General features: G+C 73.2%; 19 protein-coding genes. 13 read left to right on the plus strand and 6 right to left on the minus strand.

From position 1 onward, the window contains the following. Positions 1 to 104: 104 nt before the first annotated feature. Genes O7627_RS16250 through O7627_RS16260 form a run of 3 tightly spaced genes read right to left on the minus strand, consistent with a single transcriptional unit; the run spans position 105 to position 3,282 of the window. Entirely contained in the window at positions 105 to 1,202 is a 1,098-nt protein-coding gene (locus O7627_RS16250; protein WP_278094359.1) for a zinc-binding dehydrogenase, read from the minus strand. Next, a complete protein-coding gene (locus O7627_RS16255; RefSeq protein WP_278094360.1) occupies positions 1,199 to 2,617 on the minus strand; it encodes an aldehyde dehydrogenase family protein in 1,419 nt (472 codons plus the stop codon). The genes O7627_RS16250 and O7627_RS16255 overlap by 4 nt, the downstream gene beginning before the upstream one ends. Then, complete coding sequence (locus O7627_RS16260; protein ID WP_278094361.1) at positions 2,617 to 3,282, minus strand: TetR/AcrR family transcriptional regulator C-terminal domain-containing protein; 666 nt, start codon at positions 3,280 to 3,282, stop codon at positions 2,617 to 2,619. The genes O7627_RS16255 and O7627_RS16260 overlap by 1 nt, the downstream gene beginning before the upstream one ends. 105 nt (positions 3,283 to 3,387) lie before the next feature. Here O7627_RS16260 and fabG point away from each other — a divergent pair, with 105 nt between their 5' ends. The 8 genes from fabG (at position 3,388) to O7627_RS16300 (ending at position 12,090) form a co-directional block, all read left to right on the plus strand. Next, positions 3,388 to 4,146 carry a 3-oxoacyl-ACP reductase FabG gene (gene fabG, locus O7627_RS16265; protein ID WP_278094362.1) on the plus strand — a complete coding sequence of 253 codons (759 nt, stop codon included), beginning with the start codon at positions 3,388 to 3,390 and terminating at the stop codon, positions 4,144 to 4,146. Between the two features lie 26 nt (positions 4,147 to 4,172). Further along, the gene (locus tag O7627_RS16270) at positions 4,173 to 5,345 is read left to right on the plus strand and encodes an acyl-CoA dehydrogenase family protein (protein ID WP_278094363.1); all 1,173 of its coding nucleotides are present in this window, start codon (positions 4,173 to 4,175) and stop codon (positions 5,343 to 5,345) included. Continuing rightward, positions 5,342 to 5,797: a MaoC family dehydratase gene (locus O7627_RS16275; protein WP_278094364.1), complete on the plus strand. Its 456-nt coding sequence runs from the start codon at positions 5,342 to 5,344 to the stop codon at positions 5,795 to 5,797. The genes O7627_RS16270 and O7627_RS16275 overlap by 4 nt, the downstream gene beginning before the upstream one ends. Positions 5,798 to 5,805: 8 nt before the next feature. Next, complete coding sequence (locus tag O7627_RS16280; RefSeq protein ID WP_278094365.1) at positions 5,806 to 6,126, plus strand: multidrug efflux SMR transporter; 321 nt, start codon at positions 5,806 to 5,808, stop codon at positions 6,124 to 6,126. Positions 6,127 to 6,275: 149 nt separating this feature from the next. Continuing rightward, positions 6,276 to 8,060, plus strand: a complete 1,785-nt coding sequence (locus O7627_RS16285) for an N-acetylglutaminylglutamine amidotransferase (protein WP_278094366.1) — start codon at positions 6,276 to 6,278, stop codon at positions 8,058 to 8,060. A 4-nt stretch (positions 8,061 to 8,064) separates the two neighbouring features. Next, positions 8,065 to 9,879 carry an N-acetylglutaminylglutamine synthetase gene (ngg, locus tag O7627_RS16290; protein ID WP_278098298.1) on the plus strand — a complete coding sequence of 605 codons (1,815 nt, stop codon included), beginning with the start codon at positions 8,065 to 8,067 and terminating at the stop codon, positions 9,877 to 9,879. A 157-nt stretch (positions 9,880 to 10,036) separates the two neighbouring features. Further along, complete coding sequence (locus O7627_RS16295) at positions 10,037 to 11,221, plus strand: osmoprotectant NAGGN system M42 family peptidase (protein WP_278098299.1); 1,185 nt, start codon at positions 10,037 to 10,039, stop codon at positions 11,219 to 11,221. 74 nt (positions 11,222 to 11,295) lie between these two features. Then, positions 11,296 to 12,090 (plus strand): pyridoxal-phosphate dependent enzyme, encoded by a 795-nt coding sequence (locus O7627_RS16300; RefSeq protein WP_278094367.1) that lies wholly within the window; start codon positions 11,296 to 11,298, stop codon positions 12,088 to 12,090. On the opposite strand, the gene O7627_RS16305 is transcribed toward O7627_RS16300, so the two are convergent. Then, entirely contained in the window at positions 12,080 to 15,088 is a 3,009-nt protein-coding gene (locus O7627_RS16305; protein ID WP_278094368.1) for a LuxR family transcriptional regulator, read from the minus strand. The genes O7627_RS16300 and O7627_RS16305 overlap by 11 nt on opposite strands. 249 nt (positions 15,089 to 15,337) lie before the next feature. Between O7627_RS16305 and O7627_RS16310 the strand changes: the two genes are divergently transcribed. Beyond that, positions 15,338 to 15,640, plus strand: coding sequence for a DUF6582 domain-containing protein (locus O7627_RS16310; protein ID WP_278094369.1), 303 nt, complete (start codon positions 15,338 to 15,340; stop codon positions 15,638 to 15,640). 16 nt (positions 15,641 to 15,656) lie between these two features. On the opposite strand, the gene O7627_RS16315 is transcribed toward O7627_RS16310, so the two are convergent. Then, on the minus strand, positions 15,657 to 16,850 hold the full coding sequence (locus O7627_RS16315; RefSeq protein WP_278094370.1) for an acyltransferase: 1,194 nt from the start codon (positions 16,848 to 16,850) through the stop codon (positions 15,657 to 15,659). A 164-nt stretch (positions 16,851 to 17,014) separates the two neighbouring features. Between O7627_RS16315 and mgrA the strand changes: the two genes are divergently transcribed. Then, positions 17,015 to 18,013, plus strand: a complete 999-nt coding sequence (mgrA, locus tag O7627_RS16320) for an L-glyceraldehyde 3-phosphate reductase (RefSeq protein ID WP_278094371.1) — start codon at positions 17,015 to 17,017, stop codon at positions 18,011 to 18,013. Here the strand turns inward: mgrA and O7627_RS16325 are convergent. Next, positions 18,010 to 18,645 (minus strand): GGDEF domain-containing protein, encoded by a 636-nt coding sequence (locus O7627_RS16325; RefSeq protein ID WP_278094372.1) that lies wholly within the window; start codon positions 18,643 to 18,645, stop codon positions 18,010 to 18,012. The two genes, mgrA and O7627_RS16325, sit on opposite strands and share 4 nt — an antisense overlap. A 330-nt stretch (positions 18,646 to 18,975) precedes the next feature. Here O7627_RS16325 and O7627_RS16330 point away from each other — a divergent pair, with 330 nt between their 5' ends. The 3 genes from O7627_RS16330 to O7627_RS16340 are packed head-to-tail and all read left to right on the plus strand — an operon-like array spanning position 18,976 to position 21,209. Continuing rightward, positions 18,976 to 19,422: a helix-turn-helix transcriptional regulator gene (locus O7627_RS16330; protein ID WP_278094373.1), complete on the plus strand. Its 447-nt coding sequence runs from the start codon at positions 18,976 to 18,978 to the stop codon at positions 19,420 to 19,422. Positions 19,423 to 19,426: 4 nt separating this feature from the next. Beyond that, positions 19,427 to 19,987 (plus strand): hypothetical protein, encoded by a 561-nt coding sequence (locus O7627_RS16335; protein ID WP_278094374.1) that lies wholly within the window; start codon positions 19,427 to 19,429, stop codon positions 19,985 to 19,987. After that, complete coding sequence (locus tag O7627_RS16340; protein ID WP_278094375.1) at positions 19,980 to 21,209, plus strand: MAB_1171c family putative transporter; 1,230 nt, start codon at positions 19,980 to 19,982, stop codon at positions 21,207 to 21,209. Before O7627_RS16335 ends, O7627_RS16340 begins: the two co-directional genes overlap by 8 nt.

The raw sequence follows: 21,209 nt of genomic DNA on the forward strand, positions 1-21,209 counted from the left end.
CGGAGAAGCACGTCGGTCAGGACGCTAGGCCACACGGTGAAGAACGTCAATGTAACCATTCGTGATTACGCAACGGTGGTTGCGGACCTGCGCGGCGGGGCCGGTCAGGGACGTACGACGGTGCGCGCTCCCTCGCCCGCGGCCAGCCGGTCCAGCGCCGCCGCCGCACCGTCGAGACTGGTCTCGGCCGAGATCAGCAGAGCGAGGTCGAGCCGGCCGGACAGCACCGCGCCGGCCAGCTCCGGCAGGTCCCGGTCCGGATCGGAGGAGCCGTAGACCGAGGAGCGCAGCGTCCGGGCGGAGTGGAAGATCTCCAGCGCGCTCAGCCCGACGAGGTCGTCCTTGGCGCCCATCCCGACCACGATGACCTGCCCGCCGCGCCGGGTCGCCCGCCAGGCGGCGCGGATCGTCGCGGCCCGCCCGACGCACTCCAGCGCGTGGTCGACCCCGCGGCCACCGGTCAGCTCCCGTACCGCGCGGCTCAGCGTGTCGTCGGCGGGCAGGAACGCCGAGGCCCCCGCCGCCAGCGCCAACTCCCGTTTCGCGGCGGCGCGGTCGACCGCCAGCACCGGGTCGGCGCCGGCCGCCCGGGCCGCGGCGACCGCCGCCAGCCCCACCCCGCCCAGGCCGATCACCAGCACCGACTCGCCGGCGGCCACCCCGGCCGTGCGGCGCACGGCCCCGGACCCGGTAAGCACCGCACACCCGAGCAGCGCGGCCGCCTCGAACGGCAGGTCGGCCGGGACCGGGATCACCGCCGCCTGCTCGACCACCACCTCCTCGGCCAGGGCGCCCAGCCCGAGGGCGACGTGCAACGGATCGCCGCCGGCGGTGCGCCCACGTCGGGCGGCCGGCCCGCCGATCGCCGCGCAGAGCCAGGGTTCGCCGCGCCCGCAGAACCAGCAGGCCCGGCACGGCGGCGCCCAGTTCAGGACGACGTGCGCACCCGGCGCCACCCGGGTCACCGCCGGCCCGACCTCGACGACGACCCCGGCGGCCTCGTGCCCCAGCACCAGCGGGTACGGCGCGGCGATGGTGCCATCGGCCATGGACAGGTCGGAGTGGCAGACGCCGGCCGCGCGGACCCGGACCCGGACCTGCCCGGCGCCCGGCGCCGGCAGCCGCACCGGCCGTACCGTCGGCGGCGCCCCGGGGCCGTCGACCACCAGCGCCCGGACCGTCGACTCCCGGCCGCCGGTCATCGCTGAATCGCCTTGAGTTGCTGGAACTCGGCGAGGCCGTGTGGTCCGAGTTCCCGTCCGAAGCCGGACTGCCGGTAGCCGCCGAACGGTGCGAGCGGGTTGAAGGCGGCGCCGTTGATGTCGACGGCGCCGGTCCGCAGCCGGCGGGCCACCCCGAGGGCCCGCTCCTGGTCGCCGGACCAGACCGCGCCGGCCAGCCCGTACCGGGAGTTGTTCGCCACCGCGACGGCGTGGTCGTCGTCGTCGACCGGCAGGATGGCCAGCACCGGCCCGAAGATCTCCTCCTGCGCCAGCGCGCTGTCCGGGTCGACATCGGCGAGCACGGTCGGCGCGACGAACCAGCCCCGGTCCGGCCGTGCGGCCCCCGGCCCGCCGGTGACCAGCCGGCCGCCGTCGGCCAGTCCCCGCTCGACGTGGGCGAGCACCCGGTCGCGCTGCTCGGCCGAGACCAGCGGCCCGAGCCTGGTCGCCGGGTCGAAGGGGTCACCCAGGCGGTAGCCGGCCGCGGTCGCGGCCGCCAGGTCGACCGCCTCGGCGTACCGGTCGCGGTGGACCAGCATCCGGGTCCACGCGGTACAGGTCTGGCCGGAGTTGAGGAAGGCGTTGCCGACGCCGACCTTCACCGCGGTCGCGAGGTCGGCGTCGTCGAGGATCAGATTCGCCGACTTGCCGCCGAGTTCCAGCGCGACCCGGGCCACCCGGTCGGCCGCCAGGTGCGCGATCCGCCGGCCGGTGGCGGTGGACCCGGTGAACGAGACCAGGTCGACGTCAGGGTGGCCGGCGAGCGCCTCGCCGGCGACTTGTCCGGTGCCGGCGACCAGGTTGACCACCCCGGGCGGCAGGCCGGCCTCGTCGACCGCGTCGAAGAGCAGGTACGACACCAGCGGGGTGAGCTCGGCCGGCTTGAGCACGACTGTGCAGCCGGCGGCCAGCGCGGCGGCCAGCTTCGCCATCACCTGGTGCAGGGGATAGTTCCAGGGGGTGATCGCGCCGACCACACCGACCGGCTCCCGGACCACGAGCGAGTTGCCGATGATCTCGGCCGCCGGTGGCTGACCGGCCAGCTCGACGAAGCTGCGCAGCACGGTCAGCGGCAGGCCGGTCTGCACCCGGGTGGCGACCTTGAGCGGCGCACCCAGTTCGAGGGCGACGGTCCGGGCGATCTCGTCGGCCCGGCCGGTCAACGCCCGGTGCAACCGGTCCAGGGCGGCGGCCCGGTCGGCCGGGTCGGTGGCGGCCCAGCCGTCGAAGGCGGCGCGGGCGGCGCGGACCGCCGCGTCGACGTCGACCGGGGTGCCGGCCGGGACGGTGGCGATGACCTCTTCGGTGGCGGGGTTCTCCACCGCGATGGTGTCGGTCGACGACGGCGCGGTCCAGCGTCCGTCGACATACATGGCGTTCCGGGTGAGATCCATCAGGCTCCATCGGGTGCGGGCGGGCGGTTGGCGTTCGCGCCGACGGTCTCCTGGTAGCTGCGCGACAGCCCGTCGATCAGCGCGTCCAGGCCGAGTACGAAGGCGCCCTCGTCGACACTGCGCTGGTGTTCGGCGAGGCGGTGCGCCTGGGCCAGGTGTGGGTACTGCTCGGCGTACACGGTGGGGTCCTCGACGAAGCCGCGGGCGAACGAGCCGAGCGCCGATCCGGCGACGAAATAGCGCATCGCGGCGCCGATGTGGGTCGCCCGGGCCGGCGGCCAGCCGGCCGCCACCAGCGCGCCGTAGACCGCGTCCGCCATCGCCAGCGCGGCCGGCCGGCGGCCGGGTCCCTGGGCCAGGTACGGCACGATGTGCGGGTGGTCGGCGAGCGCCGCCCGGTAGGAGAGTCCCCAGCGCCGCAGCGCCTCCCGCCAGTCGAGGGTGCCGAAGAACGACACGTCGACCCGGGCGGTGATCGTCTCGGCGACCGCGTCCAGGATGGCGTCCTTGGTGGGGAAGTGGTTGTAGAGCGACGGCCCGGCGACGCCGAGTTCGGCGGCGAGCCGGCGGGTGGAGAACGCGTCCAGCCCGTCGGCGTCGATCAGGGTGATGGCCGTCTCGACGATCCGGTCCCGGCTGAGCAGGGCCTGCCGAGGGCGGGGCATCGCACCTCCTCACAATCGCTGGACTACTAAAACTTACAGCGCTAGTTTAGTGGCCGAAGCCACTCTAGTGGCCGAGCCACCACAGCGCAGGAGGTCGAAGCCGTCGTGACCAGATTCGCCGGGAAGGTCGCCGTCGTCACCGGCGCGGCACAGGGTATCGGGGCGGCCACCGCCCGCCGGCTCGCCGACGAGGGGGCCACCGTCGTGGTCGTCGACCTTGACGCCGGTCGCGCCGAGGTGGCCGCCGCCGAGATCGGGGCCACCGGCGCGACCACCCTCGGGCTCGGCTGCGACGTGACCGACGGCGACGCGGTACGGGCGGCCGTCGCCCGGGTCGTCGACTCCTTCGGCCGGCTCGACGTGCTCGTCAACAACGCCGGCATCACCCGCGACAACCTGCTGCACAAGATGTCGCCGGCCGACTGGAACGCGGTGCTGACCACGAACCTGACCAGCATGTTCCACTGCTGCCAGGCGGCCCAGGAGCAGATGGTGCCGCAGCGGTACGGCCGGATCGTCAACCTCAGCAGCCGGTCCGCCCTCGGCAACCGCGGCCAGGCGAACTACGCCGCGGCCAAGGCCGGGGTACAGGGACTGACCGCCACCCTCGCCATCGAGCTGGGGCCGTTCAACATCACCGTCAACGCCGTCGCCCCCGGCTACGTGGCCACCGCGATGACCGCTGCCACCGCCGAGCGGGTCGGCAGCACCCCGGCCGAACACCAGCAGTGGGCGGCGGAGCAGACCCCGCTGCGCCGGGTCGCCCAGCCGGCGGAGATCGCCGCCGTGGTCGCCTTCCTGGCCAGCGACGACGCCTCGTACGTCTCCGGGCAGACCCTCTACGTCAACGGCGGCGCCCGCTAGCCGCCACGAGCCCACCGGAGGAAACCGTGGACTTCTCGCTCACCGACACCGAGCGCGCGATCCGCGACACCGCCCGCGACTTCATCACCCGGGAGGTGGTCCCGCTGGAGCAGGAGGTGCTGCGCCGCGAGCGCGCCCACCAGCCCGGCCTGCGCCGCGACGAACTTCGTGAACTCCAGCTCAAGGCCCGCAAGTTCGGCTTCTGGGGCCTGGCCACCCCGACGGAGTACGGCGGGATGGACCTGCCGGCCGTCGTCCAGTCGCTGATCTGGACCGAGATCGGCCGCTCGTTCGTGCCGTTCCGGTTCGGCGGCGAGGCCGACAACATCCTGTTCTACGCCGACGAGGCGCAGCGGCGCGAGTTCCTGCTCCCGACCATCGAGGGGGAGCGGATCTCCTGTTTCGCGATCACCGAGCCGGGCGCCGGCTCCGACGCGGCGAACATCAGGCTCTCCGCCCGCCGCGACGGTGACGACTGGATCCTCAACGGCGAGAAGACCTTCATCACCAACGGCAACGACGCCGACTTCGCGATCGTCGTCGCCGTCACCGACCGGGAGAAGGGGGTACGCGGCGGCGGCAGCACCGCGTTCCTCGTCGACCGCTCGATGGGCTGGACCTCCACCCCGATCGACACGATGGGCGAGGGCGGCCCGGCCTCGTTGGTCTTCGACCACGTGCGGGTGCCCGCCCGCAACATCCTCGGCGAGCTCGGCCAGGGGTTCGCCCTGGGTATGCAGTGGATCGGCAAGGGGCGCTACATCATCCCGTCGCACGCCCTCGGGATCGCCGAGCGGGCCCTGCGGATGGCGATCGACCACGCCAACACCCGGGTCACCTTCGGCGCGCCGATCGCCACCAACCAGGCGATCCAGTGGATGATCGCCGACTCGGAGACCGAGCTGGAGGCGGCCCGCTGGCTGGTGCTGCGGGCGGCCTGGACGGTGGACCAGGGCGCCGACCCCCGACACGCGTCCTCGATGGCGAAGCTCTACGGCGCGGGTATGGTCAACCGGGTGGTCGACCGGGTGATGCAGATCCACGGCGGGATGGGCTACACCCGGGAACTCCCGATCGAGCGCTGGTACCGGCAGGTCCGGTTGCTGCGGATCTTCGAGGGGACCGACGAGATGCAGCGCCTGATCATCTCCCGCGACCTGCTGCGCGGCTACACCGCGATCGGAGGACACCTGGCATGAGACGCTTCGCCTCGCTCGACGAGCTGACCGGCGCGGTCGGCCAGCAGCTCGGCCCCGGCGACTGGTTCACCATCGACCAGGCCCGGGTGGCCCGGTTCGCCGACGCCACCGACGACCACCAGTGGATCCACCTCGACCAGGCCCGGGCCGCGGCCGGCCCGTACGGCGGCACGATCGCGCACGGCTTCCTGACGCTGTCGCTGCTGCCGGCGCTGGTCGGCGGCCTCTACCGGGTCGACGGGGTCCGGATGGCGGTGAACTACGGGCTCAACCGGGTGCGCTTCCCGGCCCCGGTCCGGGTCGGCACGGCGATCCGGGCCGGCGCGGTGATCGCCTCGGCCGAGCCGGTGGACAGCGGGGCGCAGCTCGTGCTGGCGGTGACGGTCGAGTCCGACGCCGGCGGCAAGCCGGTCTGCGTGGCGGAGACGGTTAGCCGGCTCTACGCCGGGTAGCCGCCGCCATGGCCTGGCTCTTCCTCGGCGCCGCGATCGCCTTCGAGGTGGCCGCCACCAGCCTGCTCAAGAGCACCGCGGGCTTCACCCGGCTCGGGCCGACGCTGGCCTGCCTGGCCGGCTACGCCGGGTCGTTCTACCTGCTCAGCCTCGCGCTCCGGCAGTTGCAGGTCGGCGTCGCGTACGCGATCTGGTCCGGCCTCGGCACGGCGGCGATCGCGGTGATCGGCGCGCTGTTCCTCGCCGAACCGATCACCGTCGCCAAGGTCACCGGCATCGTCCTGATCATCGCGGGCGTGGTGATCCTCAATGTGGCCGGCGCCCACTGACCCCGTCGGCCGCGCATGAACGTCGTGATTCCGGCGTGTTGCCAGGGCTTTTCGCCGCAGCTTACCGTGTGGGCTCGGACACACCCGGTTCCTGAGCCGATCATGGTCGAGTGGGCGACCGGCCCTCGCGTCTGGCAGGATCGGGACGCATGTGTGGACTGGCTGGCGAGGCCCGCCGAGATGGCTCCCGCGCCGACGTGGCGACGGTCGAGCGGATGGCGGCCACCATGGGTGACCGGGGACCGGACGACGGGGGGTCGTGGTCGCACGGCGGACTGGCCCTCGGCCATCGGCGTCTCAAGATCATCGACCTGTCGACCGCGAGCGGGCAACCCATCGTCGACTCGGTGGCCGGCCTGACCGGGGTCTTCAACGGGTGCATCTACAACTACCGTGAGCTGCGGACGGAGCTGCAGGCCAAGGGCCACCGGTTCTTCTCCCAGGGCGACAGCGAGGTGGTCGTCAAGGCGTACGCCGAGTGGGGGATCGAGTTCGTCGACCATCTGATCGGCATGTTCGCGGTGGCGATCGCCGAACGGGACACCGGCCGGCTGGTGCTGGCCCGCGACCGGCTCGGGATCAAGCCGCTCTACCTGGCCGAGACGCCGGGCGTGGTGCGGTTCGCCAGCACCCTGCCGGCGCTGCTGGCCGGCGGCGGCGTGGACACCTCCATCGATCCGGTCGCGCTGGCCCACTACCTGAGCTTCCACAGCGTCGTGCCGGCGCCCCGGACCATCCTGCGCGGGGTGACCAAACTGCCACCCGCCACCGTGCGGATCTACGAGCCGGACGGCCGGCAGCGGGACCGGGTCTACTGGGACCCGCCGTTCACCCGGCACCCGGACCGGGCGGACTGGACCGAGCGGGACTGGCAGGACGCCCTGCTGGGCTCGCTCACCACCGCCGTGCAGCGTCGGATGGTCGCCGACGTCCCGGTCGGCGTGCTGCTCTCCGGCGGCCTCGACTCCAGCCTGGTGGTCGCCCTGCTGGCCGGCGAGGGCCAGCGCGGCCTGGCCACCTTCTCGATCGGGTTCGACGCGGTGGGCGGCCGCAGCGGCGACGAGTTCGTCTACTCCGACCAGGTGGCCGCCCGGTTCGGCACCGACCACCACCAGATCCGGGTCGCCGCGGGTGACCTGGTGCCGCCGCTGGAAGCCGCCGTGCACGCCATGAGCGAGCCGATGGTCAGCCACGACTGCGTGGCGTTCTACCTGCTCAGCGAGACGGTGTCCCGGCACGTCAAGGTGGTCCAGTCCGGCCAGGGCGCCGACGAGATCCTCGGCGGCTACCACTGGTACCCGCCGTTGGCCGAGGTCGACCGCGACCAGGCGCTGCCGACGTACGCGAAGGCGTTCTTCGACCGCGACGCCGCCGGTCTGGCCCGGGTGCTCAACCCCGACCACCTCGCCCCCGGCGACCCGGCGCGCGAGTTCGTGGCCGCGCACCTGGCCCGACCCGGCGCCCAGACCGCCGTCGACGCCGGGCTGCGCATCGACACCTCCGTGATGCTCATCGACGACCCGGTCAAGCGGGTCGACAACATGACGATGGCGCACGGCCTGGAGGCCCGGGTGCCGTTCCTCGACCACGAGTTCGTCGAACTCGCGGCCACCTGCCCACCGGAGCTCAAGCTCGCCCAGGGCGGCAAGGGGGTACTCAAGGAGATCGGCCGCCGGGTGCTGCCGCACGAGGTGATCGACCGGCCCAAGGGCTACTTCCCGGTTCCCGGTCTCACCCATCTCGAAGGCAAGCTGCTCGACCGGGTACGCGACGCGCTGTCCGCCCCCGAGGCCCGCGGCCGGGCCCTGTTCCGCGGCGAGTACGTCGATGCGCTGCTGCGCGACCCGAACGCCGAACTCACGCCGCTGCAGGGCAACAAGCTGTGGCAGCTCGGACTCCTGGAGATGTGGCTACAGACTCATGGAATCGACTGACGGCATGCGGATCGACAACGCCCACGCACCGCCGCCCGCCGGTGCCGCCCCGGCCCAGCGGCGCGAACACGTCGGACCGGGCGGCGATCCGGTGGTGCCCGGCGAGCACCGCCGCCGCACCGGGTCGGGCACCGACGTGGTGCTCGACTGCGGTTGGGGCCGGCTGGTGTTCGGGCAGACCTTCGCGTACCCGTCGGGGGTGGCCGACGTGCTGCGCTCCGAGGCTGCCGGTTCCCGGGACATCTGTGTCTACCTGCCGGACCCGCACGTGCTGGTCTCCCGACTGCCGGACGAGCTGTTCATCGACCCGTCCCTGACCTACCGCCTCGACCTGAGCACGGTCCGCCCGACCGACGTCGGCGATCCCGGGCTCCGGATCCGGACTCTGCGCGACGAGGCGGACGCCGAGGCGGTGAACGGGATCTACGCCCGCAACGGCATGGTGACCGCCCCGGTGGACGTGCTGGTCGAGAACGCCGCCACCGACCAGTTCCTGCACCTGGTCGCCGAGTCGGCCACCGGCGAGGTGGTCGGCACCATCACCGGGGTCGACCATGTGGCCGTCTTCGACGACCCGGAGAACGGCGCCAGCCTCTGGTGCCTGACCGTCGACCCGAACCACGCGCCGCCGGGTACCGGGCAGACCCTGCTGCTGGACCTGGCCGCCCGGCTGACCGCCCGGGGCCGCCTCTTCGTCGACCTGTCGGTGCTGGCCGAGAACGAGGGGGCCATCCGGCTCTACGAGCGGATCGGCTTCGAGCGGATCCCGATGCTCTGCGTCAAGCGGAAGAACCCGATCAACGAACGGCTCTTCATCGCCAGCCTGCCCGAGGGCTACGACGAGCTGAACCCGTACGCCCGGATCGTGGCGGACGAGGCGATGCGGCGGGGCATCCGGGTGGAGGTCATCGACCCGGCCTGGGGGGAGCTGCGGCTGACCAACGGCGCCCGGATCGTGGTCACCCGCGAGTCGCTGTCCGAGTTGACCTCGGCGGTCGCGATGAGCCGCTGCGATGACAAGCGGGTCACCCGGCGGGTGCTCGCCGACGCCGGGCTGCGGATCCCGCGCGGGCGCAAGGCGACCGGCGACGAGGCCGACGTCGAGTTCCTGACCGACGTCGGGGCGGTGGTGGTCAAGCCGGCCCGCGGCGAGCAGGGCGCCGGCATCACGGTCGGGGTGCGCACCGCCGAGGCGCTGCGCGCGGCCGTGGAGCTGGCCCGGCGGCACTGCCCGGACGTCCTGATCGAGGAGCTCTGTGAGGGCGAGGACCTGCGCGTCCTGGTGATCGACCACGAGGTGGTCGCGGCCGCGGTCCGCCGGCCGGCGTCGGTCATCGGCGACGGCGTGCACGACATCGCCACCCTGATCGACCGGCAGAGCCGGCGCCGGGCCGCGGCCACCGGCGGCGAGTCCCGGATCCCGGTCGACGACATGACCCGGGAGGTCGTCCGGGAAGCCGGGTACGCGATGCACGACATCCTGCCCGAGCGGGAGGTGCTCGCGGTCCGCCGGACCGCCAACCTGCACACCGGCGGCACCATCCACGACGTCACCGGGCAGCTGCACCCGGACCTCGCCGCCGCCTGCGTGACCGCGAGCCGGGCGCTGGCCATCCCGGTGACCGGGCTCGACCTGCTGGTTCCCTCGCCCCGGCACCCGGACTACGTCTTCCTGGAGGCCAACGAACGGCCGGGTCTGGCCAACCACGAGCCGCAGCCGACCGCCGAACGCTTCGTCGACCTGCTCTTCCCGGGGACCAGCGCGCAGCAGCGGCGGTGGACGCCGGCCGGTCCCGGCGAGGCGAATCCACCGGACTGACGGCGGGACGGGTACGGTGCGGTCGGGCGACCCGCGCGGTCGCCCCCACCCACCCGTTCACGGTCGCCGGATTCGGCGGCCTGCCGGCGGTTGGGCGATGAGCCCCGCTCGCGGCCGTGTCAGCCGGCCGCCCGCAAAGGATGGTGTACCGATGCCCGTGACTCCGCGCGCCCCCGAGCCGCTCAAGCTCGACCTGGAATACCTGCGGCAGGTGCTCCTGGAGTTGCTGGACATTCCCAGTCCCTCCGGCCGCACCGACCACGTCATGCAGTACGTGGGGGAGCGGCTGGACGCCCTCGGCATCCCCTTCACGGTGACCCGCCGGGGCGCGCTCAGCGCCTCCCTGCCGGGCCCGCGCAACACCGGGGCGGACCGGGCGGTCGTGGTGCACACCGACACCATCGGCGGCATGGTCAAGCGGCTGAAGGAGAACGGCCGGCTGGAGCTCAAGCCGATCGGCACGCACAGCGCCCGGTTCGCCGAGGGCGCCTACGTGCGGATCTTCACCGACGATCTGGAGCGGGTGCTCACCGGCCAGGTGCTGCCGCTGAAGGCCAGCGGGCACCGCTACAACGACGACGTCGACCTGCAGGGCGTCGGCTGGGAGCAGGTGGAGGTGCGGGTCGACGAGCGGGTGGACGACATCGCCGGCCTGCGCGCGCTCGGGGTGGACGTCGGCGACTTCGTGGCGATCCTGCCCCAGCCCTCGATCACCCCGAGCGGCTACGTGCGGTCCCGGCACCTGGACGACAAGGCCGGCGTGGCGGCCGTGCTCACCGCGTTCAAGGCGATGGTCGACGCCGGGCTGCAGCCCCCGGTCACCGCCCACCTGCTGATCACCTGCACCGAGGAGATCGGGCACGGCGCCAGCCACGGGCTGGACCCGGACGTCGCGGAGATCGTCTCGGTGGACGCCGCCGTGGTGGCGCCCGGGCAGCAGTCCCGGGAGGACGCGGCGGTCGTCGCGATGGGTGACGGGGTGGGGCCGTTCGACTACCACCTCACCCGCAAGCTCGCGAACCTCGCCGCCGAGCACGGCGTCGAGCTGGTCCGGGACGTCTTCGACTACTACCGCTCCGACGTCGCCGCCGCGCTGGAGGCCGGCGCGCACGCCCGGGTGGCGCTGCTCGGCTTCGGCGTCGACGCCACCCACGGCCACGAGCGCACCCACCTCGACGGGCTGCGGCACCTCGCCCAGCTGACCTGCCTGTACCTGCAGAGCGACCTGGTCTTCCCGGAATGGGACGCCGAGCCGGGCGGCGAACTGGCCGACTTCCCGTCGCTGTCGGTGCAGCCCGCCAACGAGGACGGCCCCCGGGACGGCCCGATCGGAGTCTCCTGACCGGCCCGGCGCCGCGGCTGCCGTCGCCCCTGGTCGAGCTGCGCGACCCGCGGCTGCACCGGGCGGGCGTCCGGGTGCTGGTCAAACGGGACGACCTGATCGACCCCGAGCTGCCCGGCAACAAGTGGCGCAAGCTGAAGCACAACCTCACGGCGGCGGCCGCCGCCGGACACGACACGCTGTTGACCTTCGGCGGGGCGTACTCGAACCACATCCGGGCCACCGCGGCGGCCGGCCGCCGCTTCGGCTTCGGCACGGTCGGGGTGATCCGGGGGGAGCCACGGCTGCCGCTCAACCCGTCCCTGGCGTACGCGGTGGGCCAGGGGATGCGGTTGACGTACCTGGACCGGACGACGTACCGGCGCAAACACGAAGCGTCGATCCTCGCCGGCCTGGGTCGGCGGTGGGGTCGGTTCCACCTGCTGCCCGAGGGCGGCAGCAACGCGCTGGCGGCGCGCGGGTGCGCCGAGCTGCCGGCCGAGATCGACGAGCCGTTCGACGTCATCTGCTGTGCGGTCGGCACCGGCGGCACGCTCGCCGGCATCGCGGCCGGGCTGCGGCCCGGCCAGCGGGCCGTCGGCTTCTCGGCGCTGCGCGGCGGCGAGTTCCTGGCCGGAGAGGTCCGCCGGCTCCAGACCGAGGCGTTCGGCGCGCCGGGCACCAACTGGCACCTGGAGCACGGCCACCACTTCGGCGGCTTCGCCCGCGGCACGCCCGAGCTGGCGGCCTTCATCGACGACTTCGCCGGCCGGCACGGGCTGCTCCTGGACCGGATCTACGTGGCGAAGATGATGTTCGGCCTGTTCGCCAGGTGCGAGCAGCGCGCGTTCCCGGTCGGCACGACGGTCGTCGCGGTGATCACCGGCTGACCGACGGCGGCGGACCGGACCGCTCGTAGATCAGCGTCGCCTCGACCCGGGTCCGCACCTGCAGCTTGTCGAAGATGTGCGAGACGTGTACGCCGACGGTCCGCTCGCTGATGAACAGCTCGGCCGCGATCGCCCGGTTGGTGTGACCCCGCGCGACCAGCGCCAGCACCTGGCGTTCCCGGCCGGTCAACGACGCCAGGTCGTCGTTGGCCCGGGGAACCGGCTCTGGTCCGGCGGTGGCCGGCGGGTCGGCGAGGGTGACCCGGGCGCGGACCGCCAACGCCTGGATCTCCGCCACCAGCGGCCCGGCGCCGAGCCGCCGGCCGATCCGGTACGCGGCGCGCAGCACCTCGGCGGCCTCGGTGTTGCGGGCCCGGATGCCGAACAGCGCCTCGGCCTGGCGCAGCCGCGCGTACGCGGCCGGATAGGGGTGGTTGAGCCGGTCCCAGACTTCGGCCGTACGCGCCCAGCGGACCGGATCCGACCTGCCCGCCACCCGGGTCAGCTCGGCGGCGCAGAGGTCCTGGTACCCGGCGACGGCCCCCCGGACCGGCGCGGTCGCGCTCTGCTCGGCCATCCGGTCCGCGACCGCGCGCAGCCGGTCGATCGTCTCCTGGTCCGGCGTGCCGTTGCGGCTGACCCGGGCCTCGGCCTCCGCGCGTAGCCCGTGCCAGACCAGGGCGGCCTGCAGCCAGACGTCGTCGGACCGGCTCTCGGCGAGGTCGAGGCCGTGCTGGACCGCCGCGCGGGCCGCGCCCGGCCGGTCCCGCCACATCGCGATGCCGGCCCGCAGCGTCAGCAGCGGGATCATCTGCCGGACACCGCCGCCGGCGGCGAGCAGCGTCTCGACCGATTCCAGAGCGCGCTCCGAGTCGTCGAGATGGCCGTATCCGACGTGTACCCGGCAACGCGCGAGAAGCAGTTCGACGGCGTCCGCGTCAGTTGGTCGGTGTCGCAGTGCCGCCGTCACCTCCCGCTCCGCCTCGGCCCACCGGCCGAGGCGGAACAGCCCGTTCGCCGCGACCGCGCGCAGCCGGGCGCCATGGCTGCGACCGAGCCCGGCCCGCTCGGCGTCCGCGGCCCCCTGCCGGGCGACGTTGACCCCCTCCGCGAGCTCGTTCAACGGCCCACTGAGCAGCTCCGCCAGGTGCAGGTCCGCCTGGGCGACGTCGAGTGGGGTGCCGGACCGGCGGGCGGTCTCTCCGGCGGCCCGCAGCGTCGCCACGCCAGCGGCGTGGTCGTCGAGGAAGGCCTGGCTGTAGCCGAGCGTCGCGCCGGCCAGCACCAGGGAGGAGGTGCAGCCGGCGACCCCGCGGGCCAGCTCCAGCGCGTCCTGCGCCCACTTGCCCGCCTCGGCGTACCGGCCGAGCTGGCGGAGCAGGTCCGCGGCGTGCGCCGCCGCGGCGACCCGCTCCGCGGCACCGACACCGGAGGCGGCCAGGGTGGCCTCGTACTCGATTTCGGCCTCGGTCAACCGGCCGACGGCGGCGAGCAGCCGGGCGCGCAGCATGCGCAGCCAGGCCGGGGCGGGCTCGTCGGCCCGGCCCGGCGTACCGGTCAGGTCGTCGGCGAGCCGCTGCGCCAGCACCAGCGCCCGCTCGTGCTCGCCGCACCGGTGCGCGGCTGCGACGGCCAGCCGGCCCAGCGCCACCAGGTCCGGCGCGTCGGCCGCCGGATCCGGCACCGCCCGGCGCAGGTCGAGCGCGGTGTGCCAGTGTTCGAACGCCTCCGCGTGGCCGCCGAGCCGCTCGGCCTCCCGGGCCGCCGCGATCGCGGCGGGTAGCGCACGCATCGGTTCACCAGCCAGCCGCCAGTGGTGGGCCAGCCGGGCGTGCTGGAGCTCACCGCCGGTCCCGCTGGCGAGCGCCTCGGCGTGGCGGCGGTGCGACCGGATCCGCTCGCCGGGTAGCAGCCGAGCCTGGAGAACCTCCCTGACCAGGTGGTAGCGGAACCGGTAGCCGTCGCCGGAGGCGGTCAGGATGCGCTGGGAGACCGCGTCCCGGGCCGCCTGGAGCAGGCGCTCCTCGTCGAGCGGGACCACCCGGGACAGCAGGGCGTGCGACACCGGCTCGATCCCGGCGGCCACCGCCTGGACGACCAGGTGGGCGTCGGCCGCGAGCGCGTCGATCCGGGCGAGGAAGGTCTCCCGCAGCGTCTCGGAGGGCCCGCTCCGCCCGTCGCGGAGTTCCCGGGCCAGCTCCTCGACCACGAACGGGACGCCACCGCTGCGTTGCCAGAGCGGCTCGGCGGTCGCCGGGTCGAGCGGCCGGCCCAGCACCGAGGCGGCCAGCAGGGTGGTCTCGGCCCGGTTCAGCGGTGGCAACCGGAGCACCCGTACCGTGCGGAGCCGACGCAGTTCGGCGAGCATCGCCCGCAGCGGGTCGTCGCCCGCCAGGGACTCGGTCCGGACCGCCCCGAGCAGCAGCAGCGGGCTGCCGCCGAGCCCGGCGAGCAGGTAGAGCAGCAACTTGCGGGTGGTCTGGTCGGCCCACTGCAGGTCGTCGATGATCAGGACGAGGGGGCGTTCCCCGGCGATGCCGGCCAGGCCGCTGGCGAGCCGTTCCAGCAGGGCGCCGCTGCCGTCCCGGCTCGCCGGCTCGCCGTCGAGGACCGCCAGCAGGTGCCGTACGGCGTCGAGTTCCCCGGTCGCGGTCTGCTCCCCGGGTGCGGCGGAGCCGGTCGTCGGGCCGGGCTCGGGCCACCGGCGGGCGCCGAACCGGCGCAGTGCCTGCCGCAGTGGATGCAGCGGTGAGGCGTCGCCGATGTCCAGACAGGCGCCGGCGAGGACCACGGCGCCGGCCGCGCGCGCCTGCTCACCAGCGGCGGCGAGCAGTCGGCTCTTGCCGACGCCGATCTCGGCCTCCACGAAGACCGCGGCCGAGCCGCCACCCTCGACCCGGCCCAGCGCGGCCCGGACCGCCGCGAGCTGCTCGTCCCGGCCGACCAGCGGGACATCGCCGGGATCGCGCGCCGGGACCGAGCCGTTCTCGCCTGGCACTGTCAATCCGATCGCCGACATAAAGGGTGGAGGCTTCTGACATACGTCGTTCTACTGATCCTAGAGCGCGCCGGTTTGGGCGATCATCGGGCCTGAGGTCCCCGGGGTTTCGGCCCGGGGGAGGGGTCCGTCCGGGAGGATGACGATGAGTGGCGCAATCCCGCAGGGAATCGGCCGCCGGCGGTTCGAGGGCTCGGCCTGACGGCGACGATCAGGCATGAACCGCCGACGGGCGGGTAGTTCGCGGAAATGGACACGACCTGGAAGCCGGTGGACGAACACGGCACGCTCTCCAGCAAGGAGCGACGCGAGCTCCCGGACAGCGCCTACGCCTTCCCCGCCAAGCGGAAGGAACCACTCACCGACGCCGCCCACGTCCGCACCGCCCTCGCCCGCTTCGACCAGGTGCAGGGCGTCAGTGACCGGGAGCGGGACCAGGCGTTCGCGAACATTCTCGCCGCCGCCCGGCACCACGGCGTCGAGGTGGCCGAGACGGACTGGCGCGAGCTGGGCAGCCGGCCGCACACCCCGAACCCGGCACAGCACCGCTGAGGCGGTCCGTGCCGGCTCAGCGCACGGGCTGGCCGACCGGATGGGCGTCGCCGGGCCGGCGGGGTGCCGGTATGGGCCGCCGGTCGGCGGGAGTGGTGGGCGGCCTACGGCGTGGCCCCAGCAGCCGCATCATCGGTGTCTCGACGAACCGGAAGAGCAACCAGGCGAGAAGCAGGCAGACCAGCAGGAATCCGGCAGTGGCCGCCAGCCCCTGCCAGCCGGGCAGCCCGCCGGCGTGCCCGGTCAGCCGCAGCACCGTGGTGATCAGGAAGACGTGCACGAGGTAGTAGGCGAACGAGATCTCGCCGAGTCGCACCATCGGCCGGGACCGCCACGGTGACCAGCGGCCGCGGACGTCGGCGTCGGCCGCGCCGGTGATCACCAGTACGTAGACGGCCGCCAGCACGGCGGCCCAGTACTGCGCCGGGATCCACTCGATGGTGACCACCCAGGCGACCACGAAGATCGCGCTGGACAGCCGGAGGCCGGGCCCGCGCCACCGGCCGCGCAGCATCAGTTCGGCGGCCGCCACCCCCATCCAGAACTCCAGCGACCGGGTCAGCGGGAACACCTGGGTGAACCACCAGCGGTGCGCCTCGGGCACCAGGGTCTGCGCCGGCCACAGCGCCAGGATCAGCAGCGGGACCGCGACGACGAGCGCCCAGAGCTGCCAGGCCCGCATCCGGCGGATCAGCGGTAGCGCCAGCGGGAGGCACAGGTAGAAGAACAACTCGCAGGAGAGCGACCAGCTCACGGTGTTGACGCTGTAGAAGTAGCCGGGCGCCGGGGTCCAGGCCTGGACCAGGAACAGGTTGGCCAGCAGCACCCGGATGTCCAGTGGGTCGGCCCAGTAGACCGCGAAGAGGACGACCAGCACCCAGAGCACCACGTGGTTGGGGTAGATCTTGGCGAGCCGACGGCGCCAGAAGGCGCCGGCCCGTTCGCCGGGGCGGGCCGACCAGACCAGTACGAAGCCGCTGAGGATGAAGAAGAACTGCACCCCGGAGAGGCCGAGGGTGAACAACCAGGCGATGATCTCCTGGTAGCTGGGTTCGGCGATGATTCCCATGGTGCCCACGTGGAAGCCGAACACCAGCATGGCGGCGATCCACCGAAGGCCGGTCAGCGACGGTAACCGCCGCGCCTGGGCCGTGGCGGTGCCGCCGGCGGGAGCGGTGCCCGGGTCGGGCACCGATGTGACGCTGGTCACGCCGTCTCCCTCTCGTCGTCGCAGCCGGCAGCTTTCCATCACCCGCGCCGACCCCTCGACGTACCCGCGTCGACCGCAGTGTCAAACCGTACACATTCATCCGTGATCGTGGCGTTCGGGTGCCGGCGGTTGCGTCCCCGGTCACTGCCGGGCCGACTACCCTGATGATCATGACGTATCTCGCCGCACCCGACCGGTACGAGACGATGAGCTACCGGCGCAGCGGCCGCAGCGGCCTACGGCTGCCGGCGGTCTCGCTCGGGCTCTGGCACAACTTCGGCGACGGCCGGCCGCTGGCGGGGCAGCGTCACATCGTCCGGCGCGCCTTCGACCTCGGGGTGACGCATTTCGACCTGGCCAACAACTACGGGCCGCCGCCCGGCGCGGCCGAGGAGAACTTCGGTCGGCTGCTCGCCGGCGACCTCGCCCCCTACCGCGACGAGCTGATCATCTCCAGCAAGGCCGGCTACGACATGTGGCCCGGGCCGTACGGCGAATGGGGTTCCCGCAAGTACCTGACCGCCTCGCTGGACCAGTCGCTGCGCCGGTTGGGCCTGGACTACGTCGACATCTTCTATTCGCACCGGTTCGATCCGCACACCCCGCTCGAGGAGACGATGGGTGCGCTGGACGCCGCCGTGCGGGCCGGCAAGGCCCTCTACGTGGGCGTGTCGAACTACGACTCCGACCAGACCGAGCGGGCCGCGGCCATCCTGCGCGACCTGGGTACGCCGATGCTGATCAACCAGCCGTCGTACTCGATGTTCAACCGGTGGGTCGAGCGCGACCGGTTGCTCGACACGCTGGAGCGGGTGGGAGCGGGCTGCATCGCCTACAGTCCGCTCGCCCAGGGCCTGCTGACCGACCGTTACCTCGACGGCGTACCGGCCGACTCCCGGGTGCGCACCAGCGCCTTCCTGTCCGAAGCCGACCTGAGCGACCAGACCATGGGCCGGGTCCGGGCGCTCGGCGCGATCGCCGACCGCCGTGGCCAGTCACTGGCCCAGCTCGCCCTCGCCTGGACGTTGCGTGACGCGCGGATGACAAGCGTCGTCATCGGGGCCAGCAGCGTCGGCCAGTTGGAGGCGAATCTGGTCGCCCTGCGGGGGCTCGACTTCAGTGCCGAGGAACTGGCCGAAGTGGACCGGTACGCCGTCGGCTAGGTGGGCAGGGCGCAGACCCGGTCCCGTCCACCGCGTTTGGCCGTGCGTAGCGCCACGTCCGCGTCGAGCAGCAGGTCGGGCAGGCGGCCCCCGGGTCGGTCGCCGGCCAGGCAGGCGGCCACCCCCAGCGAGGCGGTGCGACCGGTGATGGTCACGCTGCTGCCGCGGGTCGCCGACGTGCGCACCGACAGCTCCCGGACGCCTCGCCGGATCGTCTCGGCCACGGCCAGGGCCGGCGGGAGTCCCTGACCGGGCAGCAGGACGAGGAACTCGTCGGCGTGACCGCCGTACCGACCGGTCAGGGCCTCCTCGGGGACCCGGTCCCGGAGCAGGTCGGCCACCGCCCGTAGCACTGCGTCGCCGGCCGGATGGCCGAAGGTGTCGTTGATCCGTTTGAAGCAGTCCAGGTCGACGATGACCAGCGCCACCGGCTCCCCGGCGACGGCGCGCCGCTCGAACGCGGTGCCGGCCCGCGCGGTCCAGGTGCCGCGGTCCAACAGGCCGGTGAGCGGATCGGTGAGCGGTCGGCCGCAGGCGTGGCAGGGCGGTGGCTCGCCGTGCCGCGCCTGGTCCGGATGCCGGACCGCGGCGGCAGTCTCCGCCGCTGGGGGCATGGTCCGGGCGGTTGTCATCGGCCCTCCTGGGTCGGCACGGCTGCCCGCCGGCCCGGAGGGGTCGTCGAGCCGGTCGAGAATCGGAAGACTTCCTCTCGACTCAAACGGTTGAGCCGCAGCGGTGCGTGAGTCTAAACTGCTCCGGCCCGATTCTGTCAACCAGCAGTCGAATAAAGCCAGTCCCTTTGCGACGGACAATTAGCATTGGTTGGTCACCGGCCCCGGGTTCGGTGTGCGGCGACCGATCGTGGTTGAGTTGCGTCAGGCGTGCAACTTGCAGTTCCCGGCGCGAATCGCCATCGGTCCGCGGCGATCGGGGGACTGGCACCGGCTACTGGGGAGGAACGGGTGCCCGACGGTCAGCAGCGGCCAACGACCGCGAGCAAGCTCGACAAGCTGTTCAACGAGATCAGACCGGAGGGCCGGCTCGGCCGACGCTATACCAACGAGGAAGTCGCATCGGCGGTGAAGAGCACGAACCCCGACATCAGGGTCACCGGCTCCTATCTGTCAGCATTGCGGACCGGAGTGAAGAAGAACCCGTCGTGGGAACTGCGGGTCGCCCTGGCCCGCTTCTTCGGCGTACCGCCGTCGTATTTCCTCGACGACGCGACCGCCCCGCAGACGGACGCGGAGATCGATTTGGCGAAGGTCGCCAACAACCTGGGCGTACGGCAACTCGCGCTGCGGGCCCTGCAGTTGACCCCGGAGGGGTTGGCCGCGGTGACCAGAATCGTCGAGCACGTCCTGGCGGCCGACCGGGAGTCCGACGCCGGTGGCCAGCGGGAGGGATGACGGGATGGACCTCAGGAGGATGCGGCGCAGCTGCGCCGACCTGGTCCGCGACCTGCAGCCACCAGACCCTACCGAGCCGACGCAGCTGATAACCGCACTCTGCGGCCGGATGGGGGAGCGGCTCGGCGTGCCGGTACGGCACCGGCTGGTCCGATTTCCGCCGGAGACGGTCAGCGGTCTCTGGATCGCCACCGACACCGCGAACTACCTGCTCTGCGAGCAGGACACCAGCGGCTGGCACCAGTTGGCGATCACCGGCCACGAGTTCTGGCACATGGAGGCCGAGCACCAGGCCACCGCGGTCCCGGCCGGCGACGTCGCCGGGCTGGGCGGGGACTCGCCGGACCGCGCGACCGTGGCCCGGGTCGTCGCCGCCCGGGCCCACTGCGAGGCGGTGGCCGAGCAGGAGGCGGAGCTGTTCGCCTCGTTGCTGGTGGCGAAGCTGAGCCGCTGGCTGCCGCAACGGACCTGGGCGGTTCCCGAGAACGCCGTCGGCGTGGTGGACCGGCTGGAGAGCACCCTCGGTCACCCCGAGCGGCGTGTCCTGGGACCGCCCGGTGGATAGCGTCAGCGCCGCCTACTGGGGCTGCGCGGCGATCGCCTGGGGCGCGCTGGGTTTCAAACTGGGTGGCCTGCGCCGCTCGCCCGACCACCCGATCCACCGGGTCATCTGCGGCACCCTGTTTCTCGTCGGTGCCTCGCTGTTCTGCGCGGCACCGGCGGTGGTGACGGTGGTCAACCGGGCGACCGGGGTGGCGAACCTGGCGGCCCTGCTCGTCTACTGCCTGGTCGTCTGCGAAGGCGCCGCCGCACTGATCCTGGTCGTGCACTGGCGCGGACCCGCCGACCCGGCCCGGGCCGCGGCCCGGCGCTGGACCCTCGGGTACGCCGGCATCATCGCCACGATGATCACCCTGTTCGTGCTGGGTGAGACGCCGGTCGAGCGGCCGGTCGACTTCGACACCTACTACGCCCGGACCCCCTACATCGCCGGCTTCATCGTGCTGTACCTGGTCGCGCACGCCGTCGCCGGGATCGGCGTCGGCCTGTTGTGCTGGCGGTGGGTGCGGGTCGCCGGCCGGCCGTGGCTGCGCCGCGGGCTGTGGGCGATCCTGGTGGGGGTCGGCCTCGGGGTCGGGTTCGACGTCTGCAAGCTGGCCGCCGTCGCGGCCCGGTGGGCGGGGGCCGACCTGGACGCGCTGAGTACCGTGGTCGCCCCGGCGCTGGCCGGACTGGGCACGATCACCATCGCGACCGGGTTCGTCCTGCCGGTGGTGGGGGAGCGGCTCAGCCGGCCGGTCGGCCGGGCGGCCGCGTACCGGGCGCTCCATCCGCTCTGGGAAGCGCTGCGCCGGTCCACCCCGTCGATCGTCACGCCGATCCGGTTACCGTGGTGGGACCTTGAGCTGCGGCTGACCCGACGGCTGACCGAGATCCTCGACGGCCGGCTGGCGCTTCGGCCGTACTTCGACCCGGCGGTGGCACGGGCGGCCACCCGGATCGGCCGGGAGTCCGGACTGACCGGTGCGGAGCTGCGGGCGGTGGTCGACGCGGCCATGATCCGGGCGGCGGTGGCGAACAAGGCCCACGACCGGCGGTTCCCGCCCGAGCCCGACGGAACCGACCCGGCGGGAGCCGACCCGGCCGGGTTCGAGGTGGACGGCGCCGGTGAACTGGCCCGACTGGTCCGGGTGGCCCGGGCGTACGTCTCGTCGCCGATCGTCGGCGCCGCCGGGCGGCGATCTTCGTTGACACCCGCCCGCAACGAGCAGGTAAAACGGGGGTAA

The sequence above is a fragment of the Solwaraspora sp. WMMD1047 genome, assembly GCF_029626155.1.
In the GTDB taxonomy this organism is placed as follows: Bacteria; Actinomycetota; Actinomycetes; order Mycobacteriales; family Micromonosporaceae; genus WMMD1047.

What these genes read in the sequence shown, in the direction of transcription:
- mgrA (WP_278094371.1), top strand. Translation starts at nt 17,015, where the DNA reads ATGATCATGACGTATCTCGCCGCACCCGACCGGTACGAGACGATGAGC.
- O7627_RS16310 (WP_278094369.1), top strand. Translation starts at nt 15,338, where the DNA reads ATGGACACGACCTGGAAGCCGGTGGACGAACACGGCACGCTCTCCAGC.
- O7627_RS16255 (WP_278094360.1), bottom strand. Translation starts at nt 2,617, where the DNA reads ATGGATCTCACCCGGAACGCCATGTATGTCGACGGACGCTGGACCGCG.
- O7627_RS16335 (WP_278094374.1), top strand. Translation starts at nt 19,427, where the DNA reads ATGGACCTCAGGAGGATGCGGCGCAGCTGCGCCGACCTGGTCCGCGAC.
- ngg (WP_278098298.1), top strand. Translation starts at nt 8,065, where the DNA reads ATGCGGATCGACAACGCCCACGCACCGCCGCCCGCCGGTGCCGCCCCG.
- O7627_RS16280 (WP_278094365.1), top strand. Translation starts at nt 5,806, where the DNA reads ATGGCCTGGCTCTTCCTCGGCGCCGCGATCGCCTTCGAGGTGGCCGCC.
- O7627_RS16325 (WP_278094372.1), bottom strand. Translation starts at nt 18,645, where the DNA reads ATGACAACCGCCCGGACCATGCCCCCAGCGGCGGAGACTGCCGCCGCG.
- O7627_RS16285 (WP_278094366.1), top strand. Translation starts at nt 6,276, where the DNA reads ATGTGTGGACTGGCTGGCGAGGCCCGCCGAGATGGCTCCCGCGCCGAC.
- O7627_RS16260 (WP_278094361.1), bottom strand. Translation starts at nt 3,282, where the DNA reads ATGCCCCGCCCTCGGCAGGCCCTGCTCAGCCGGGACCGGATCGTCGAG.
- O7627_RS16250 (WP_278094359.1), bottom strand. Translation starts at nt 1,202, where the DNA reads ATGACCGGCGGCCGGGAGTCGACGGTCCGGGCGCTGGTGGTCGACGGC.
- O7627_RS16275 (WP_278094364.1), top strand. Translation starts at nt 5,342, where the DNA reads ATGAGACGCTTCGCCTCGCTCGACGAGCTGACCGGCGCGGTCGGCCAG.